Genomic DNA, 16,580 nt, shown 5'->3' with positions numbered 1-16,580 from the left:
ATTCACAAGGTCAGGCCAAGCAGGACAGCGCCAGTGGCGCCAGCGACAGTGGCGGCCGGGGCGAAGCGGCGCGGATGAAAGCCCCCTGGCTGCACATGGCCTCGCCGGCCGGCATCACCCTGAGCACGCCGGAATCGACCCACCTGGCCCAGGGCCGGTCGCTGAGTGTCTCCAGCGGTGAAGACGTCAATATCGCCACCGGCAAGCGCCTGGTCGCCTCGATCTCCGAGAAGCTGTCGCTGTTCGTGCAGAAAGCCGGGATCAAGTTGTTCGCGGCCCGGGGCAAGGTGGAGATCCAGGCGCAGTCGGACAATCTGGAAGCCACCGCGCGGCGGGATCTCGGCGTCACCTCAACGGAAGACAAGATCGACTTCGCCGCCGCCGAGGAGATTCTGCTGGTCAGCGGCGGCGCCTACGTGCGTATCAAGGGCGGCAATATCGAGCTGCATGCGCCGGGCAAGGTTACCGTCAAGGGCGCGACGAAGAGTTTTGGGGGCCCGGCGAGTCTGAACGCGTCCATGCCCGAGCTGCCGGAGGGGGAAGACGTGCTCTGTGCCAGCAAGAGTCAGGCTGCGGCAAGCAGCGGCGACGGTAGCGTGGAAAGCTAGCGATGGACAGCATGAGCGACGAGGCATGGATGACCGAAGCCAGCGAGGCCGCCAGGGAAGGGCGTCTGTACCGCCTGGTGGACCCTTCGGAGGCGCCCGATTGGGTGCTGAGCGACGAGGCGCGCCAGCAGGCGACGCTGATTCGTCACCCGTTGCTGGCCCAGACCCCGGCCCAGCGTCTCTATCTCGAACGGATAGGCCAACACCGCGCCGCGGCGCTGGCTTCGCAACTGGAGCGGCAGCGTGCCGAGCGTGGCGCTGGCCTGCTCGGGCCTGTGCCGCTCTGCGGCTGGCTGATCTCGCGCCATGCGAGCACCAGCATCGCCACTTACCTCAGTCGACAGCTCAAGCAGACGCCTGAAGGGAAGCCTGCCCTGCTGCGCTTCTACGATCCTAGGGTGCTGGAACATCTGCCGCGGATCCTCGAGCCCTGGCAGCTCTCGGCGCTTTTGGGTCCCATCGACCGCTGGGCCTATCTCGACACTGAGCTGCATCTGCGCTGTCTCGATCCGCACGGGGAGGTGCGCCGGCTTGGTGGCCTGAAACTAAGCGCCGAGCAGTGGCATGCCATTCAGCGTATCGGCCAGATCAACCGCTGCCGGGAACTCTATCGCACGCTCCCTGGCTCGGCGGGCCTGTCGAAAGCCCCCGCGGAAAGCGTCGACGCCTTGCTCGTCGCCGCGCACCGCGCCGGTCTGCGGGACCGACCCGACGTGGCCACCTTCGTCCTTCACGGGCTGACCACGCGGATCGATTTTCATCGCCACCCGATCATGCAGGCGCTGCTGGGCCGCCTGGGCGGACGGTTGAATTACATTGGATTGTCGAATCAGCTTTCCGACGCTGACTGGGAAGCGATATCGGACATGGGGGAGATGACATAGTATGACGGCACCATCTCAAGTGAGCGCTCACGCAGCGGAAAATGAGACGGCGGGCCAGGAAAGCGGGCGCTGCCAGTTCTGTGAACGCAAGGGACTACCGATCCTTCCCGTGCGCTATGCCGTGTGTCAGCGTAACGGCCGCAACGGCGATATTCCGGAGCTCGATCCCTCGAGAATCCAGGAGTTCACCGACATCCTGCTGGACAAGACTCTGGTCGGCGGCGAAGAGCAGGGTAGAAGCGTGCCCGACGAGGTCAAGGCGGAGATTACCCAGAGCACCGGCGGCCAGGTCAACAAATACATTCTGCGCCAGCTGCGTCAGGGGTATCTCTACTTCTACGATCAGGACAACCCCAACGGCCAGCACTGGTACGCCTACGCGATCACCAGCGACGGTAAGTACTATCAGTTCCCCGTGCTACAGCCGCCCGCGTTGAACGACATCAAGTTCCCCGATCGCTGCAAGACCAATCCCGGCGATGTCCTGGACGCCTCCCTCGTTACCCTGCCGTTTCCCGAGGACTCGGGCACGCTCTACTACGCATTCAGCGAGCACCCCTGGCCCGAAGCCCATATCCGCATGATCGGGAAAAACGCGGATTGGCGTAACGCCCACATGCAGCAGGTGAATATTCCGGGTTGGGTCGGTGGGCAGCAACAGCCGTTCGCCTTCGGTACGGATGAGTTGGAAAAAGTCGCCGAATACAGCGCGGCGGCAGAGAGCCTGGACGAACAGTTCTGGTCCAGCGGCCCAGCGCGACCGCTATATAAACCCCGCGAGCTCAGGGGCGCCATGCAGCGCCGGCTCGACCACGCCGGCAGTGAATACCAGGGCAAGGGGCTCATTCTCGCGGTCAAGGACGAGATCGGCATCATCGATGAGTTGAACGCCTATCGGCATCAGGCGTTGGCCAGCGTCGAAGAGTTCTTCTACAACAAGGAGGAAGAGGACGACGAGGCGCAGATACACAATGTGCGTCGTCGCAAGCTGCTCTGCATGCAGGCCATCGATGCCTTCAAGAAGAACTTCGCGCGTAACTACGTGGCGAGTCAGGAGCAGTCACTGAGTGACAAAATCGATAAGGCGCGTGCCGAGCGGGATGCCTTTCAGGAGGAGGAGTATTCCCGAGAAAACGCCTCTCCTCGAGAGCGCGCCCAGCACCAGCGGCGTCTAGGTCAGTTGAATCGGGCCGTGCGCGAAGCTGAGACGGAAAAGGACGACTTTCTGCGTGATCAGCAGCGCGAAGCTGAGGAGCTGCGTGGAGAGAGACAGCGGCTCACAGAGCGGATAGCGCAACTGGAGCAAGAGCAGGCTGAACTCGATCGCCGGGTGGCTAGCAGTGATCCGGCGATCGCCAGACAAGCCGAAATGCAACGGCAGACTCCTTTTCTAGAAAACGAGCTTCAGCACAAGCGGTTTCTGCTCCAAAATCTTAAATCCGAAGCCCAGCGAGCGGCGGATAGGCACGCCGACCAGCTCGATGAGCTTTACGACTCTGATGCTCTCGACCGCTTCAAAGCCGATTACGAAGAGAATACGGCACATTGTCAGAGTCTGGCCGCCGTATTCGACGATGACTATGCCATCTGGGCAAGGCATGGTTTACCCGCCGTGATTGGCCGTTACAGCCAATCCGACTACTGGACCGGGCTGGGGCTCAGTGGTCTGATAGGCAATGCACTGCGTGGCGGCATCATGTCGCCTTCCAGTGGTGGCTTATGGAAGCTGTTGGCCGACGATCTCGAGTCGAGTGAGTCGCCGCTACTCGCGGCGCTCTTTGCCAATGACGCCGAAATGATCGCGCAGGCCCGGGAGCGTTTAGGTAGCTTGCCCGCTGGGTCACAGCTATCGGCGCAGACGCTAAAGTCCTGGGGGGAGCGCTTTCAGCAGGTACGTGAACGCACGCAAAAGCCTGACGGGCGCGCGCCGACAAGCGATCAGATCATCAACCGCTGGCGCCCGATACAGGATCTACTGGCAACGACGATCGGCAACTCGATTGCCTCGCTGGTACTGTACCGAGCCGCTGGTGTGCCCGCGCCGGACTATAAGCCGGCGCTCTCGCAGTTCGTGCGTTATCACCAGCTGGCCTTCATGGCCGATCCGCAAGCACTGGACGGCGAGCAGCCGGCGCCCACCATGGTCGAGCGGGAGGTCAAGCTCTCCGAGCTTCACCAATGGCTCCAAGCGGTCTCGAAAGCCAGCTCCGACCAGAAAAATCAGGGAGCGGATACCAGCCAGGCGCTGAAGTCCCTGGACGGCATGGTTGGCAACTTCTCCGCCCCGATGGCCGACAGCAGCAGAACGGTACGCATCACCTTGCCTGCCTACGTGGATATCGAGGCGGTGACGCAAGAGCGTGGGGAACAGATCGTGCTGCCGGAAAGCTACACGCCGGAGGATGAGCTGCAGCGCCGTAGTGATCTCGCGCAGAACGCCCGGGATGTCGGGAACACCCTGCTCAGTGCCAAGAAGGGAGGCGGGCAGATCGCCGGTGCCTGTTTGGTCTTGTGGAGCCTTATCGTCTCACTGCAGGAGGGCGCCTTCATCAATGAAGAAGAGGGTGCCGATTGGAGCAAAATCATCGGCTCTGGCGTCAGCGTCGCGAGTGGCGCAATGGCGGGGATCGAGGGCTACCATAAGATTCGAATGGCGAGTCTTGGCCTGTCGACGGAAGGCTCGGCGATCAGCGGTGCCAAATGGGCATTCCTTGGCGACGTGCTGGGGACGGCAGGCGGCTTGATCTCCATCTGGGATGGCATGAAAAAGCTGACGGAAGCCAGCGAGGCCAGCAAGACAGGTCAGAGTCTTAGCGGCCATTATGGAATGATCGTCGGGGGCGTCGGGGCTATGGCCGGTATAGCCTCGATCATCGTGATCGGCGCGAGCATCAGCTTTGGCATGGGGATCGTCGCGGGTCTGTTCATCGGCATCATAACGTTGCTGGTCGGCTACTGGTTCGTGGCCATGGTGTCTCCGGCGGTGCAGATGTGGGTGAACCGCAGCATTCTCGGTAAGCCATCGGAACGAGAAAATATGCAGGTCCTGCCGTTCGACGATATGGCGTCGGAGCAAAGCTCGCTGGAGATGGTGTTTCAGGGGGTATTGGTGCAGCTGTCTTGGAGAGAGGTGAATCATCTTGGGCCAGGGCCTAGTGTAGACAGAGAAGTAGAGTTGAAATTAAGTTTTCCTCGGTTGAATAGGTTCGAGGTTGCGTTTTCTCTTTTTTGTGCTGATGGTAATAGAGAGCTGTATAGTCATAAGCTTGTTAAGCTTGCCGATGCCAGAGCTCCTGTGGTAGATAGAGAGACCGCTGATATTGATTTTGAAGAGGGGGTTGATGGGCGCCCTGTTATTACGTCTAGTGAAAAGGAGTACTCTTTGGAGGTGAACAGGATTTTTGCTAAAGATCTTCTTGCCGATGAAGTTGTTCTGGACGTGAGTTTTAATTCCTCTCGCACTGTCGGGGCGAATGTTCACGATGTTTTCAAAATGGAGTTTGATAGTGTTTAAAAAGCATTTTTTCTTTCTTGTGTTTTTGTTGTTTGTTCCGCTAACTGCTGTTGGTGAGGTTCTGTTTCCCGATCCAACTGGTGATAGCTTGAATGCTGCTTATTCAAAAACTAGTAGGGTCGAGCTTGAAAATCAGGTTGAAGAGGGGGTGCCATCGGCTGAATATATGATGGGGATGATATATCTGAGTGGAGATGCGGCTTGGGGCGTTCAACCTGATTATAAAAAAGCTTTTTCTTTGTTCCATCGTGCCTGGTGCGATGATGTTTTTGATGCTGGCTACGCACTTTCCACGATGTATTACAAAGGGTTGGGTGTAGATAAAGATCTTGCCAAGGTTCGAGATTTTGTCTTGAAGTCCGGAGAAAATGGTTACATAAAATCGCAAAGAACTCTCGGGCTTGCTTACAAAGGGGATGTGTTGCAGAGTGTGTTCGATAAAGATATTGAGAAATCTATTTTTTGGTTTGAAAAGGCTGCGGTAAATGGAGATCAACTTTCAGCTGCTAATCTCTCTATAATTTATGGTGGCGATGGTGTTCCGCGAGATGAAAAAAAGTCTTTCGAGTGGAAGAAGAGGGCCGCTACAGCTAAATATGGCAACTCTCAATTTGTGCAGTTTTTAAAGTTGGCGGAGTTTTATGAAAAAGGTGTTGGTACTGATAAAGACCTAGTGCAAGCCTATAAGTATTACGGCCTTAGCGGATCTGCCGGTGTGGAAGGAAAACAGCGCGTTGCCAAGGAAATGACCCAAGAGCAGATCGACGAAGCTCTTCGTCAGTCCAAGGAATGGCAGAAAGAGAACAATGTTCAGGTGGGCGGTGGTTTTATTCGTCGTGCCAATTGATGTTGTTTTTTAATGGCTTGTAGTGTGTGTCTCTAGTATTAATGCCCATGGCACAGTCCATGGGTTTTTATTGAATATCTTTGCTCTGGTAGAAGAAAACGGTGTTGTTGTGACGACGACTGTCCATGCTTCGGGCTCGGCCCGGCAGTCATTGGGTGCCAGGCTTAGAATGGTGCGACTAGAGGTATCCGACCGATACAAACAGCGGTGCCGACTGGAACCGGTTGTTTAGTTCAGGTGTCGGTTTACCTAGCGCAGGCATGGGCGCTGCCGAGGGGTATCCGGCGATTCGAGTTGCCAGCATGGGCCCCGGTACCGAAGGGGCGTTGAGCAGAATCATTAACGGCGATACCTGGAAACTCGGGAACGGTCTGCTGAGTGTGGCAAGCGGTATGCTCTCGATCTGGGACGGCATGCGCAAGTTGACCGAGTCAGCGCGAGCCAGGCGCTGGGGCAGACGCTGAGTGCCGACAATCAGAAGATCATGGGTGGCTTCGGGGTCGTCAGTGGTATCAGCACCATCCTGGTGATCGGTTTCGGGGTGACGGCGGGCTTGGTCGTGGGGCTCTTCTTCGGGATTCTGACGCTACTGCTGGGTGTCTGGGTGGTAACGCTGGTAGCGCCCTCGGTGCAGATGTGGGTCGACCGCAGCCTGGTTGGATTCCACACCAGCCAGGTGGAAAAATTCGAGGATCTCGTCTCGGAGAAAAGTTCGCTGGAGATGGTGTTTCAGGGCGTGGTGGTGGAGCTATCGTGGGAGCCTGCTGCGCCTGATCCGACGAACTATATTGAATCTGATCCCTCTGGGGTCATGGGGTTTAGTATCGATTCAGAGGCACAACAATTAGAAGAGGAACGTGTTGAAGATTTGGTGCGGATCTACCTAAGGGTTAGGGTGCCGAAGTTGGGAGCTATTGGTCTTGTTCTGAGACTTACGCCACATGATGTGCCCGGAACGATTTTTGATTGGTCCTATCAAAAGACTCGAGAAAGCAATCTGCTAGTGTCTGCTGAGGCCTCGGGAGAAGGGTATGGTACGACTCAAGAGCTTGAAAGCCAACCCAAGTTTTCGCTTAAAAATAAAGCTTATGAGGCAGAGTGGTCCCATGTGTACGAAAAAAGAGTTCTAACTCATATGGCGGATCTTGCGATAGGCTTCAGGTCCACTAATACGCAGTCTATTAAAAGCGATACTTTGACTCTGGATATGGAGAGTCAGTAATTCGACGTGGGGTTTTATGATGAAATTTCTTGTTTTTTTAATGGTGCTTTTTTCCGGTTTTGTCCAAGCGGATATTCTTTTTCAGGATCCGACTGGCAAGAGTTTAAACACCGCGATAAACAGTCTTTCGAAAGAGGAGGTTAAGGGCTGGTCTCGACCTGGCTCCGGGCGCGAGGAGTTTTTTTTGGGGCTTTTTTATATAAGAGGAGCGCCAGAGTTTTCGATCCAAAAAGATTGCAAGAAATCCATCGATTTTTTGCGGTCGGCTTGGGGCGAGGGTGTGGCTGATGCCGGGTATACATTGGCGACCATGTATTATAATGGTATTTGCACAGCCAAAGATGTCAGCAAAGCTAGAGATTTAGCAACGCAGACGGCGCAAGAGGGATATGTTCTTGCGCAGCGCATGTTAGGTATGGCGTATGTGGGGAAGAAATGGCAGAATTTATATTCTTACGACGTTGAAAAAGGTATCTGCTGGTTTGCTAAAGCAGGGAACGCCGGAGATCGAGAGTCCGCTGCACAGCTTGCGCTCATGTATAATAGAGGTGTTGGGGTAGTCAAGGACGACAAGAAATATTTTTTCTGGTTAAAAAAAGCAGTCTTTAATAAGTTTGAGGAAGGTAATAGGCTTGGCTTTCCCGCATTGGCAGAAAGTTATGAGAGTGGGAAAGGTACTGAAAAAAATTTGGTCAAGGCATACAAGTATTTTGATCTGAGTGGTACCGCTGGTGTGAAAGGGAAAAAACGTATCGCCAAGGAGATGACCCAAGAGCAGATCGACGAAGCTCTTCGTCAATCCAAAAAATGGCAGGAAGAACACAATGTTCAGGTTGGTGGTGGTTTTATTCGTCGCGCCAATTGAGATTGTTGTTTTGCCAAGATTGTGGCGTGTGACTTTAGAATTAAGACCCATGGCGTTGGCCATGGGTTTTGTTTATTGGAATCTCTCCGCCCCGATGGCAAGTAGCGACAGAACGGTACGCATTGCCTTGCCGGTCTACGTGGATATCAAAGCGGTGACGGGGGAGAGTGGCGAACCCCTCTCCCTGCCAGACAGCTATACGCCGGAGGATGAACAGCAGCGCCTGGGTGATCTGGCGCAGAATGCCCGGGATATCGGCAATACCCTGCTCAGCGCCCATAAGGGCAGTGGCCAGGTTGCCGGTGCCTGCCTGGTGCTATGGAGCCTGATCGTCTCCTGGCAAGAAGGCGCCTTCGTGGACGATGAGGAGGGCGCCGACTGGAGCAAGATCATTGGCTCTGGCGTCAGCGTGGCGAGCCTGGGCCTGTCCACGGAAGGCTCGATCATCAGCGGTATCAAATGGGCCTTTGTTGGCGATGTACTGGGCGCCGCGGGTGGCATGATCTCGATCTGGGATGGCCTGAAGAAGTTGACGGAAGCCAGCGAGGCCAGCAAGACAGGCCAGAGTGTTACCGGCCACTATGGCATGATCGTCGGCGGGGTTGGGGTTATCGCCGGTATTGCCTCGATCGTCGTGATCAGCGCGAGCACGGGTGTCGGGCTCGTCGTGGGCGTGTTTTTTGGGATTTTGACGCTACTGCTGGGTTATACATTTGTGGCCATGGTATCCCCGGCGGTTCAGATGTGGGTGAACCGCAGTATTCTCGGTAAGCCATCGGAACGAGAAGATATGCAGGTTCTGCCATTCGACGATATGGCGTCGGAGCAAAGCTCGCTGGAGATGGTGTTTCAGGGGCTGGTGGTGGAGCTATCTTGGGAGCCCGCGGCGCCTGATCCGAAGAAGTATCTCGACTCTGATTCTTCTGGGTTTTTGGGATTTAGTGTCGATTCAGATGCACGCGACGCGGAAGAAAAACGTGTTTCGGATTTAGTGAGGATTAACCTTAAGGTTCGGGTGCCGAAGTTGGATAAGATCGAGTTGGCGCTTCAGCTTACACCGCACAATAGCCCAGAAACGATTGTCGGATGGACCTATCAAAAAAACAGGGGTAGGGAGGCGTTAACCGCCGGATCCAGTCGAGGCTCACTTCCCGGCGGTGAATTGGAAAATCGTCCAACATTCGCGCTAAAAGATAATGCCTACGTAGCAGAATGGTCGCAAGTATACGCGAAAAACGTATTGACCCAATTGGTCGACCTCACGATCGACTTCAAATCTTCGGACACCCAGTCGTTCAGCCAGGACCTCTTGGCTATGAGAATTGAAGAACCAGAAAGCGAGCGGGAGACAGCTGAATGAAACGCTTGATTTTTATGATGGTGCTGTATCTATCCAGCAGCGCTGCACAGGCGGGAATACTATTCCAAGACCCAACGGGCAAAGCGCTCAACGCAGCGTTCGACAGCCTTTCGGAGAAGCAAGTCAAAAATGTCACGCCTCCGGATGTCAGCAAGAAGCAATATCTATTAGGGCTTCTTTATTTGAATGGTGACAAGGAATTTGATGTCGAACAGAATTGCCAAAAAGCCGTTGAGTTATTAACGGACGCCTGGGATGCGGACATTGCCGATGCTGGTCATGCTCTGGCCACCATGTATTACCATGGTGTCTGTGCGGACAAGAATATTGACAAGGCGAGAGAGCTAGCGACTCAAGCGGCGGAAGAAGGCTATATCCTTGCGCAACGCATGCTGGGCATGGCCTATGTAGGCGCGAAATGGGAAGAGCTCTATACATATAATATAGGAAAAGGAATATTCTGGCTAAGTAAGGCGGGTAACGCTGGCGATAGGCAGGCTGCAGCACATCTTGCTGGAATGTATGATAGTGGTGACGGTGTGCCCAAAAATGAAAAAAAATACTTTGGATGGTTAAAAAAGGCCGTCTTTACCAAGTTCGAAAAAAGAAATATAGCTGGTTTTCCAGCACTAGCTAATTGCTATGAAAACGGCAACGGTACCGATGTGGATCTTGTCAAAGCATACAAGTATTACGATTTGAGCGGCTCCGCTGGTGTTGAAGGCAAGCAACGCATTGCCAAGGAAATGACCCAAGAGCAGATCGACGAAGCCATTCGCCAATCGCAGGAATGGCAGAAAGAGCACAACGTCCAAGTCGGAGGCGGTTTTATTCGTCGCGCCAACTGATACTGAGCTTCCAGCGGAAAAGTAGAGGCCAATGTCGTTGTCGATTGTTGGCCAGCGATCAAAAACCCATGGCATTGGCCATGGGTTTTTTGTTTCCAATTCATCAATTCCAGTCAGCTCACATGCGGTCTCAAGCCTCGTCCAGCTTCTGCTTGAGCAGGCCATTGACCTGCTGTGGGTTGGCGGTACCGCGAGAGGCTTTCATCACCTGGCCGACGAAGTAGCCGATCATCTTGCCGCGTTTCTCCGGGTCGGCGTCGCGGTACTGGGCGACCTGCACCGGGCTGTCCGCGATGACCTGGTCGATCATCGCTTCGATGGCCCCGGTATCGGTCACCTGCTTGAGGCCGCGGGTGTCGATGATCTCGTCGGCGCTCGCACCTTCGTTGTTCCACAGCGCGGCGAAGACCTGCTTGGCAGCCTTGCCGTTGATGGTGTCGTCGAGTACACGCTGGATCAGGCCGCCAAGTTGCTCTGGCGTCACCGGGCTGTTGGCGATGTCGATGTTCTCGCGATTGAGGTGCGCAGAGAGTTCGCCCTGAACCCAGTTGGCGGCTTGCTTGGCATCGCCGCAGACGGCCAGCACGGCTTCGAAATATTCGGCCGTGGGGCGCGTCGCGGAGAGCACGCCGGCGTCGTAGACGGAGAGGCCGAGGCTGGTCTCGAAGCGGTTGCGCTTCTGGGTGGGCAGCTCCGGCAGCGTCGAACGCTGGTGCTCGATGTAGGCGCTATCGAGCATCACCGGCAGCAGGTCGGGGCAGGGGAAGTAACGGTAGTCGTTGGCTTCTTCCTTGGTCCGCATGCTGCGGGTTTCGTCCTGGTCCGGGTCGTAGAGCCGGGTTTCCTGAACGACCTTGCCACCGTCTTCGATCAGCTCGATCTGGCGTTCGACCTCGAATTCGATCGCCCGTTCGACGAAGCGGAAGGAGTTGACGTTCTTGATCTCGGCGCGGGTGCCCAGCGTCTCCTGGCCCTTGGGGCGCACGGAAACGTTGACGTCGCAGCGCAGAGAGCCTTCCGCCATGTTGCCGTCGGAGATACGCAGATAAGTGACGATGGCGTGAATCGCACGGATATAGGCGACCGCTTCCTTGGCCGAGCGCATGTCGGGTTCGGAGACGATTTCCAGCAGCGGGGTACCGGCACGGTTGAGATCGATACCGCTCATGCCGTGGCCCCTGCTGTTGGAAAAGAGCTCGTGCAGCGACTTGCCGGCATCTTCTTCCAGGTGCGCGTGATGGATGCGCACGCGCTTGCGCACGTCGTCGTCCAGCACGAGCTCGACTTCACCCTTGCCGACGATGGGCTGGGCCATCTGGCTGGTCTGGTAGCCCTTGGGCAGGTCTGGATAGAAGTAGTTCTTGCGCTCGAACAGCGAGGTCTCGGGAATCTCGGCGTCGATGGCCAGGCCGAACTGCACGGCCATCGCCACGGCACCTTCATTGAGTACCGGCAGCACGCCCGGCAGGCCCAGGTCGATGGCGCAGGCCTGAGTGTTGGGCTCGGCGCCGAAGGCGGTAGAGGCACCGGAGAAGATCTTGGACTGGGTCGCGAGCTGGACGTGGACTTCCAACCCGATAACGGTTTCCCACTGCATTAGGTTGTCTCCTGGTCGCTCGGGTGCCGACGATGCCAATCCGTCGCCTGTTGGAACTGGTGCGCCACGTTGAGCAGCTGGCTCTCGGCGAAGTGCTTGCCGAGAATCTGAAGGCCGATCGGGCGTTTGCCAGCAAAGCCGGCGGGGACGCTGATACCGGGAATACCGGCCAGGTTGATGGCGATGGTGTAGATATCCTGCAGGTACATCGAGACCGGGTCTTTCTTGGCGCCGAGATCGAACGCCGGCGTGGGTGCGGCCGGGCCCATCAGCACGTCGACTTCCTCGAAGGCGTCCATGAAGTCCTGACGGATCAGGCGCCGAACCTGCTGTGCCTTGCGGTAGTAGGCGTCGAAGAAGCCTTCCGACAAGGTGTGAGTGCCGATCAGAATGCGGCGCTTGACCTCGTCGCCGAAGCCCTCGGCGCGGCTGCGCTTGTAGAGGTCTTCGAGATCGACTGGGTTCTCACAGCGGTGGCCGAAGCGCACGCCGTCGTAGCGAGAGAGATTCGAGGAGGCTTCCGCCGGGGCGATGACGTAATAGGCCGGTACCGCCAGATGGGTATGCGGCAGGCTGACCTCACAGACTTTGGCTCCGAGCGATTCGTAAACCTTGATGGCGTCGCGAATGGCGCTTTCGACTTCCGCGTCGAGGCCATCACCGAAGTACTCCTTGGGCAGGCCGATCTTGAGGCCGGCCAGCGGCGTATCCAGTTCGGCGAGATAGTCCGGCACTACGCGGGCGACGCTGGTGGAGTCGCGCAGGTCATGCCCGGCGATGGCGCCGAGCAGGTGGGCGCAGTCTTCCGCGCTTCGGGCCATCGGACCGCCCTGATCGAGGCTCGACGCAAATGCGATCATGCCGTAGCGGGAGACCCGGCCGTAGGTCGGCTTGAGCCCGGTGATGCCACAGAAGGCGGCCGGCTGGCGAATCGAGCCGCCGGTGTCGGTGCCAAGCGCCGCAGGGGCGAACCCGGCCGCGACCGCGGCGGCGCTGCCGCCGGAAGAACCGCCGGGGACGGCGGTACGATCCCACGGGTTCTTCACCGGGCCGTAGAAGCTGTTTTCATTCGACGAGCCCATGGCGAACTCGTCCATGTTGGTCTTGCCGAGGCTGATCATGCCGGCAGCTTCCAGCTTCTCGACCACCGTGGCGTTGTAGGGCGCCTGGAAGTTGTCGAGCATCTTCGAGCCACAGCTGGTACGAATGCCCTGGGTGCAGAAGATGTCCTTGATCGCCAGCGGCAGGCCGGCGAGCGGCCGTGACTCGCCCTTCGCACGGGCCTGGTCGGCGGCGTCGGCAGCGCTGAGCGCCCGATCTCGGGTGATGGAAATGAAGCTGTTGATGTCGCCATCCAGGCGCTCGATACGGTCGAGCAGGCTGCTGGTCAGCTCTCGGCTGGAAAAGTCGCCGGCCTTGAGGCCCTTGGCGAGTTCCGTGAGCGTCATATGATGCATGGGGTCGCGGTTCCCTGAGTCAAATCGCTGTGCGCGAGGGCTGCCATCGGTTTGTCGTGGCGCCACATCGCAAAATCGGTACCGAACGGATTCGGCGCTAGTACGCATCAGGCGAATTCATCTGCTGAATTCAGTCATTCATGGGTTCGAACGCACTGTTCTTGCCATCAACATCGAACTTATTCGACGACGCGCGGTACCAGATAGAGGCCTTCGGCCGTTTCCGGCGCGCAGGCCTGGAAGGTTTCACGCTGGTTGGTTTCGGTCACTTCGTCGGCGCGCAGACGCTGAGTGGCGTCGAGCGGATGCGACAGGGGCGCCACGCCGTCGGTGTTCACGGCTTGCAGACGGTCGACCATTTCCAGAATCTGGGTCAGGTCGTCGACATAACCGGCCGCTTCGGCGTCGCTGTTGAGGCCCAGGCGAGCCAGATGCGCTGCGCGCAGTACGTCCGCGTGTTCGATTGCCATGTGTTGAGGGTCCTGTAATGGGGACGTCGCGTCGTGGATTGCCGAGACGTCGCTTCGTTGAGTGTCGAAACGTCGTGTCATAGAAGTTGCGGTTTCTGAAACGCTCGTCGCGCAAACTTCGCGAAGGTTCGTCACTTGAATTCGTCATCCCGATAAATGGAGGAAACATTATCATAATCACGGCTCATCTGGCAGGCTCGAGCTTGCTGCTTTACCCCCACGGTGATACCGTTTGCGTCCGCACAGGGTTCCGGTCTGGACTAGGTAAAAGTTTCCATGTTTAAACGTTTACGGGGGCTGTTCTCGAGCGATCTGTCGATCGATCTGGGAACCGCCAACACACTGATTTACGTCCGCGGTCGCGGTATCGTCCTGGACGAACCCTCCGTAGTGGCGATTCGCCAATCCGGCAACATGCGCAGTGTTGCGGCCGTCGGTCTCGACGCCAAACGGATGCTGGGGCGCACGCCCGGTAACATTACCGCCATCCGTCCGATGAAGGATGGCGTGATTGCTGATTTCACCGTTACCGAGCAGATGCTGCAGCACTTCATTCGCAAAGTTCATCAAAGCACGTTTTTGACGCCCAGCCCGCGTGTGCTGGTCTGCGTTCCCTGCATGTCCACGCAGGTCGAGCGCCGTGCGATCAAGGAATCCGCCGAAGGCGCCGGGGCGCGCGATGTCTACCTGATCGAGGAGCCGATGGCTGCCGCGATCGGGGCTGGCCTTCCGGTCGAGGAAGCGCAGGGGTCGATGGTCGTCGATATCGGTGGTGGTACGACCGAGATCGCGATCATCTCGCTCAACGGGGTGGTCTATTCCGAATCCGTGCGCGTGGGCGGTGACCGCTTCGACGAGGCGATCACTTCTTATGTGCGCCGCCACTACGGCAGCCTCATCGGCGAAGCCACCGCGGAGCGGATCAAGGAAGAGGTCGGGTGTGCCTATCCGGGCGGCGAACTGCGCGAGATCGACGTGCGTGGCCGTAACCTGGCCGAGGGCATCCCGCGCAGCTTTACCCTCAATTCCCACGAGATTCTCGATGCGCTGCAGGAGCCGCTGGCGTCGATCGTCTCCGCGGTCAAGAGCGCGCTGGAGCAGTCTCCGCCGGAGCTCGCTTCCGATATCGCCGAACGTGGCCTGGTGCTGACCGGTGGCGGGGCATTGCTACGGGACATCGACAAGCTGATCGCCGAGGAAACCGGCCTGCCGGTGATCATCGCCGAGGATCCGCTGACCTGCGTGGCACGTGGCGGCGGCAAGGCGCTCGAGATGATCGATCAGCATACCTTCGAGTTGCTCTCCAGCGATTGAGGCCGGCCGTGACGGATAATGCCGCCGCGCGGCGTCTTCCGTCCTCGGTAGGTGGGAGTGAGGCCTATCAAACCGCTGTTTTCCTACGGTCCGATCCCCACGTACCGCATGCTGTTGTGTGCGGTACTGGCGTTCGGGCTGATGTTTGCCGAACACCGCTTCAGCGCGGTGGAGACGGCACGTTCTCATTTGACCTCGGTCGTTGCCCCCATTCAGTGGCTGGTATCGCTGCCGAGTGAAGGTGTGCGCTGGAGTGCCATGGCGATCTCCGATCAGCAGGCGCTGATCGATGAGAATGGCCGCCTGCGTGAGCAACTGCTGACGCTCTCCAATCGCGTGCAGCGGATGGCGAGTCTGACCGCAGAGAACATTCATCTGCGCGAGCTTCTGAACGCGCCCAATCCTGCCGACGTGCCCTATATCACGGCAGAGCTGCTATCGCTGGATTCCGACCCGTTTACCCAACAGATGGTGATCAATCGCGGTCGGCGCGATAGCGTCTATATCGGCCAGCCGGTCATGGATGCGTCGGGTCTGATCGGTCAGGTGGTTTCGGTCTCCGCCTATACCAGCCGGGTGCTGATGGTGGCCGACGCCAACCATGCCGTGCCGGTAGAGATCAATCGCAACGGCTTGCGCTTCATCGCCCAGGGCACGGGTCAACTGGATACGCTCAACATTCCCAGCGTACCGGCCACCGCGGACATTCGTGAAGGCGATCTGCTGGTGACATCCGGGCTGGGTGGACGCTTCCCGCAGGGCTATCCGGTGGCTCGAGTCGACGAGGTCAAACGTGAATCGAGTCAGGCATTCATGGAAGTCTCGGCCGAGCCGATTTCCCAGCCCGAGCGTTCGCGCTATTTCCTGCTGCTGTTTCCCCCCGAGCGTCCCGAGGAAAATCTGAGTGGGCCGGAGCGCATGGCACGGCAGGTGGTATGGCCGGGCGATCCGGCACATCCCGATGCCCATCGCATCAGCGAAGAGGCGTTGACGGCGGCGCTTGAGCTGCAGTCGGCGGAACAGGAGTAGACATGGGTCCGTTCGGTTATCTCTTCGTCTGGTTCACGCTACTGCTGGCGTTCTGTCTGCAGGTGATGCCGCTGCCGGATGCCTGGCTGGTGTGGCGGCCGGACTGGCTGGGCGTACTGCTGGCCTACTGGTGCGTTGCCACGCCGCAGCGCGTGGGGGTGCTTCACGGCTTCGTGCTGGGGCTGATGCTCGACCTGATCGAGGGGGCGCCGCTGGGGCAGAATGCGCTGGTACTCTCGCTGCTGGCCTATCTCTTTCTGCTGCTTTACCAGCGCTTCCGCGTCTACTCGATCTGGCAACAGGCGGTGCTGGTCTTCATTCTGCTGGGCATTGCGCAACTGGTGGAACAGTGGCTTCGCACGATCTACGGGCCGATCTCCCTGAGCCTCGAATTTCTGCTGCCCGCACTGATCGGGTCTCTATTGTGGCCGTGGCTCTTCACCATGATGCAGGCGGTGCGTCGCAGGCTGGGAATCGGCTAAGCCCGGCCTAACGTCCCGTTCGCGCGCGCTTCGACAGGCTCGCTTCTCCTCCGGTCCACGGTTCGATATCGCCGGCCGACAAC

Annotated in this window: 15 protein-coding genes; 12 read left to right on the top strand and 3 right to left on the bottom strand. The window is 57.9% G+C overall.

All coding sequences use genetic code 11. The annotated features are described in order from the left end of the window. From BTW07_RS13150 to BTW07_RS13115, 9 genes are all read left to right on the top strand, one after another. On the top strand, window positions 1-608 hold a 608-nt coding region (locus tag BTW07_RS13150; protein ID WP_144076905.1), incomplete at its 5' end, for a DUF2345 domain-containing protein. A gap of 11 nt (window positions 609-619) precedes the next feature. Further along, on the top strand, window positions 620-1,492 hold the full coding sequence (locus tag BTW07_RS13145; protein ID WP_158025881.1) for a DUF4123 domain-containing protein: 873 nt from the start codon (window positions 620-622) through the stop codon (window positions 1,490-1,492). Window position 1,493: 1 nt separating this feature from the next. Beyond that, complete coding sequence (locus BTW07_RS13140) at window positions 1,494-5,006, top strand: T6SS effector BTH_I2691 family protein (protein ID WP_075570621.1); 3,513 nt, start codon at window positions 1,494-1,496, stop codon at window positions 5,004-5,006. Beyond that, on the top strand, window positions 4,999-5,853 hold the full coding sequence (locus tag BTW07_RS13135) for a tetratricopeptide repeat protein (RefSeq protein WP_075570620.1): 855 nt from the start codon (window positions 4,999-5,001) through the stop codon (window positions 5,851-5,853). Before BTW07_RS13140 ends, BTW07_RS13135 begins: the two co-directional genes overlap by 8 nt. Window positions 5,854-6,179: 326 nt before the next feature. Next, complete coding sequence (locus BTW07_RS19855; protein ID WP_158025880.1) at window positions 6,180-6,317, top strand: hypothetical protein; 138 nt, start codon at window positions 6,180-6,182, stop codon at window positions 6,315-6,317. Between the two features lie 20 nt (window positions 6,318-6,337). Then, window positions 6,338-7,075 (top strand): hypothetical protein, encoded by a 738-nt coding sequence (locus tag BTW07_RS13130; RefSeq protein WP_075570619.1) that lies wholly within the window; start codon window positions 6,338-6,340, stop codon window positions 7,073-7,075. Window positions 7,076-7,091: 16 nt separating this feature from the next. Beyond that, entirely contained in the window at window positions 7,092-7,940 is an 849-nt protein-coding gene (locus tag BTW07_RS13125; RefSeq protein WP_075570618.1) for a tetratricopeptide repeat protein, read from the top strand. Further along, the gene (locus BTW07_RS13120) at window positions 7,900-9,300 is read left to right on the top strand and encodes a hypothetical protein (RefSeq protein WP_075570617.1); all 1,401 of its coding nucleotides are present in this window, start codon (window positions 7,900-7,902) and stop codon (window positions 9,298-9,300) included. The genes BTW07_RS13125 and BTW07_RS13120 overlap by 41 nt, the downstream gene beginning before the upstream one ends. Further along, window positions 9,297-10,148, top strand: coding sequence for a tetratricopeptide repeat protein (locus BTW07_RS13115; protein WP_075570616.1), 852 nt, complete (start codon window positions 9,297-9,299; stop codon window positions 10,146-10,148). Before BTW07_RS13120 ends, BTW07_RS13115 begins: the two co-directional genes overlap by 4 nt. 130 nt (window positions 10,149-10,278) lie before the next feature. Here BTW07_RS13115 and gatB read toward each other — a convergent pair whose 3' ends face one another. From gatB to gatC, 3 genes are all read right to left on the bottom strand, one after another. Further along, a complete protein-coding gene (gatB, locus tag BTW07_RS13110; protein WP_075570615.1) occupies window positions 10,279-11,745 on the bottom strand; it encodes an Asp-tRNA(Asn)/Glu-tRNA(Gln) amidotransferase subunit GatB in 1,467 nt (488 codons plus the stop codon). Then, window positions 11,745-13,202, bottom strand: coding sequence for an Asp-tRNA(Asn)/Glu-tRNA(Gln) amidotransferase subunit GatA (gene gatA, locus BTW07_RS13105; RefSeq protein WP_075570614.1), 1,458 nt, complete (start codon window positions 13,200-13,202; stop codon window positions 11,745-11,747). The genes gatB and gatA overlap by 1 nt, the downstream gene beginning before the upstream one ends. Window positions 13,203-13,381: 179 nt before the next feature. Beyond that, window positions 13,382-13,672, bottom strand: coding sequence for an Asp-tRNA(Asn)/Glu-tRNA(Gln) amidotransferase subunit GatC (gene gatC, locus BTW07_RS13100; RefSeq protein ID WP_075570613.1), 291 nt, complete (start codon window positions 13,670-13,672; stop codon window positions 13,382-13,384). A 276-nt stretch (window positions 13,673-13,948) separates the two neighbouring features. Here gatC and BTW07_RS13095 point away from each other — a divergent pair, with 276 nt between their 5' ends. Genes BTW07_RS13095 through mreD form a run of 3 tightly spaced genes read left to right on the top strand, consistent with a single transcriptional unit; the run spans window position 13,949 to window position 16,497 of the window. After that, the gene (locus BTW07_RS13095) at window positions 13,949-14,986 is read left to right on the top strand and encodes a rod shape-determining protein (protein ID WP_075570612.1); all 1,038 of its coding nucleotides are present in this window, start codon (window positions 13,949-13,951) and stop codon (window positions 14,984-14,986) included. Between the two features lie 57 nt (window positions 14,987-15,043). Next, on the top strand, window positions 15,044-16,015 hold the full coding sequence (mreC, locus tag BTW07_RS13090) for a rod shape-determining protein MreC (protein ID WP_279626536.1): 972 nt from the start codon (window positions 15,044-15,046) through the stop codon (window positions 16,013-16,015). A 2-nt stretch (window positions 16,016-16,017) separates the two neighbouring features. Beyond that, entirely contained in the window at window positions 16,018-16,497 is a 480-nt protein-coding gene (gene mreD, locus BTW07_RS13085; protein ID WP_075570610.1) for a rod shape-determining protein MreD, read from the top strand. The last annotated feature ends 83 nt before the right edge of the window (window positions 16,498-16,580 follow it).

It is taken from the genome of Salinicola socius (genome assembly GCF_001937195.1).
In the GTDB taxonomy this organism is placed as follows: domain Bacteria; phylum Pseudomonadota; class Gammaproteobacteria; order Pseudomonadales; family Halomonadaceae; genus Salinicola; species Salinicola socius.
Note: the sequence above shows the minus strand (reverse complement) of the source record. Positions and strands in the feature narration are given on the sequence as shown.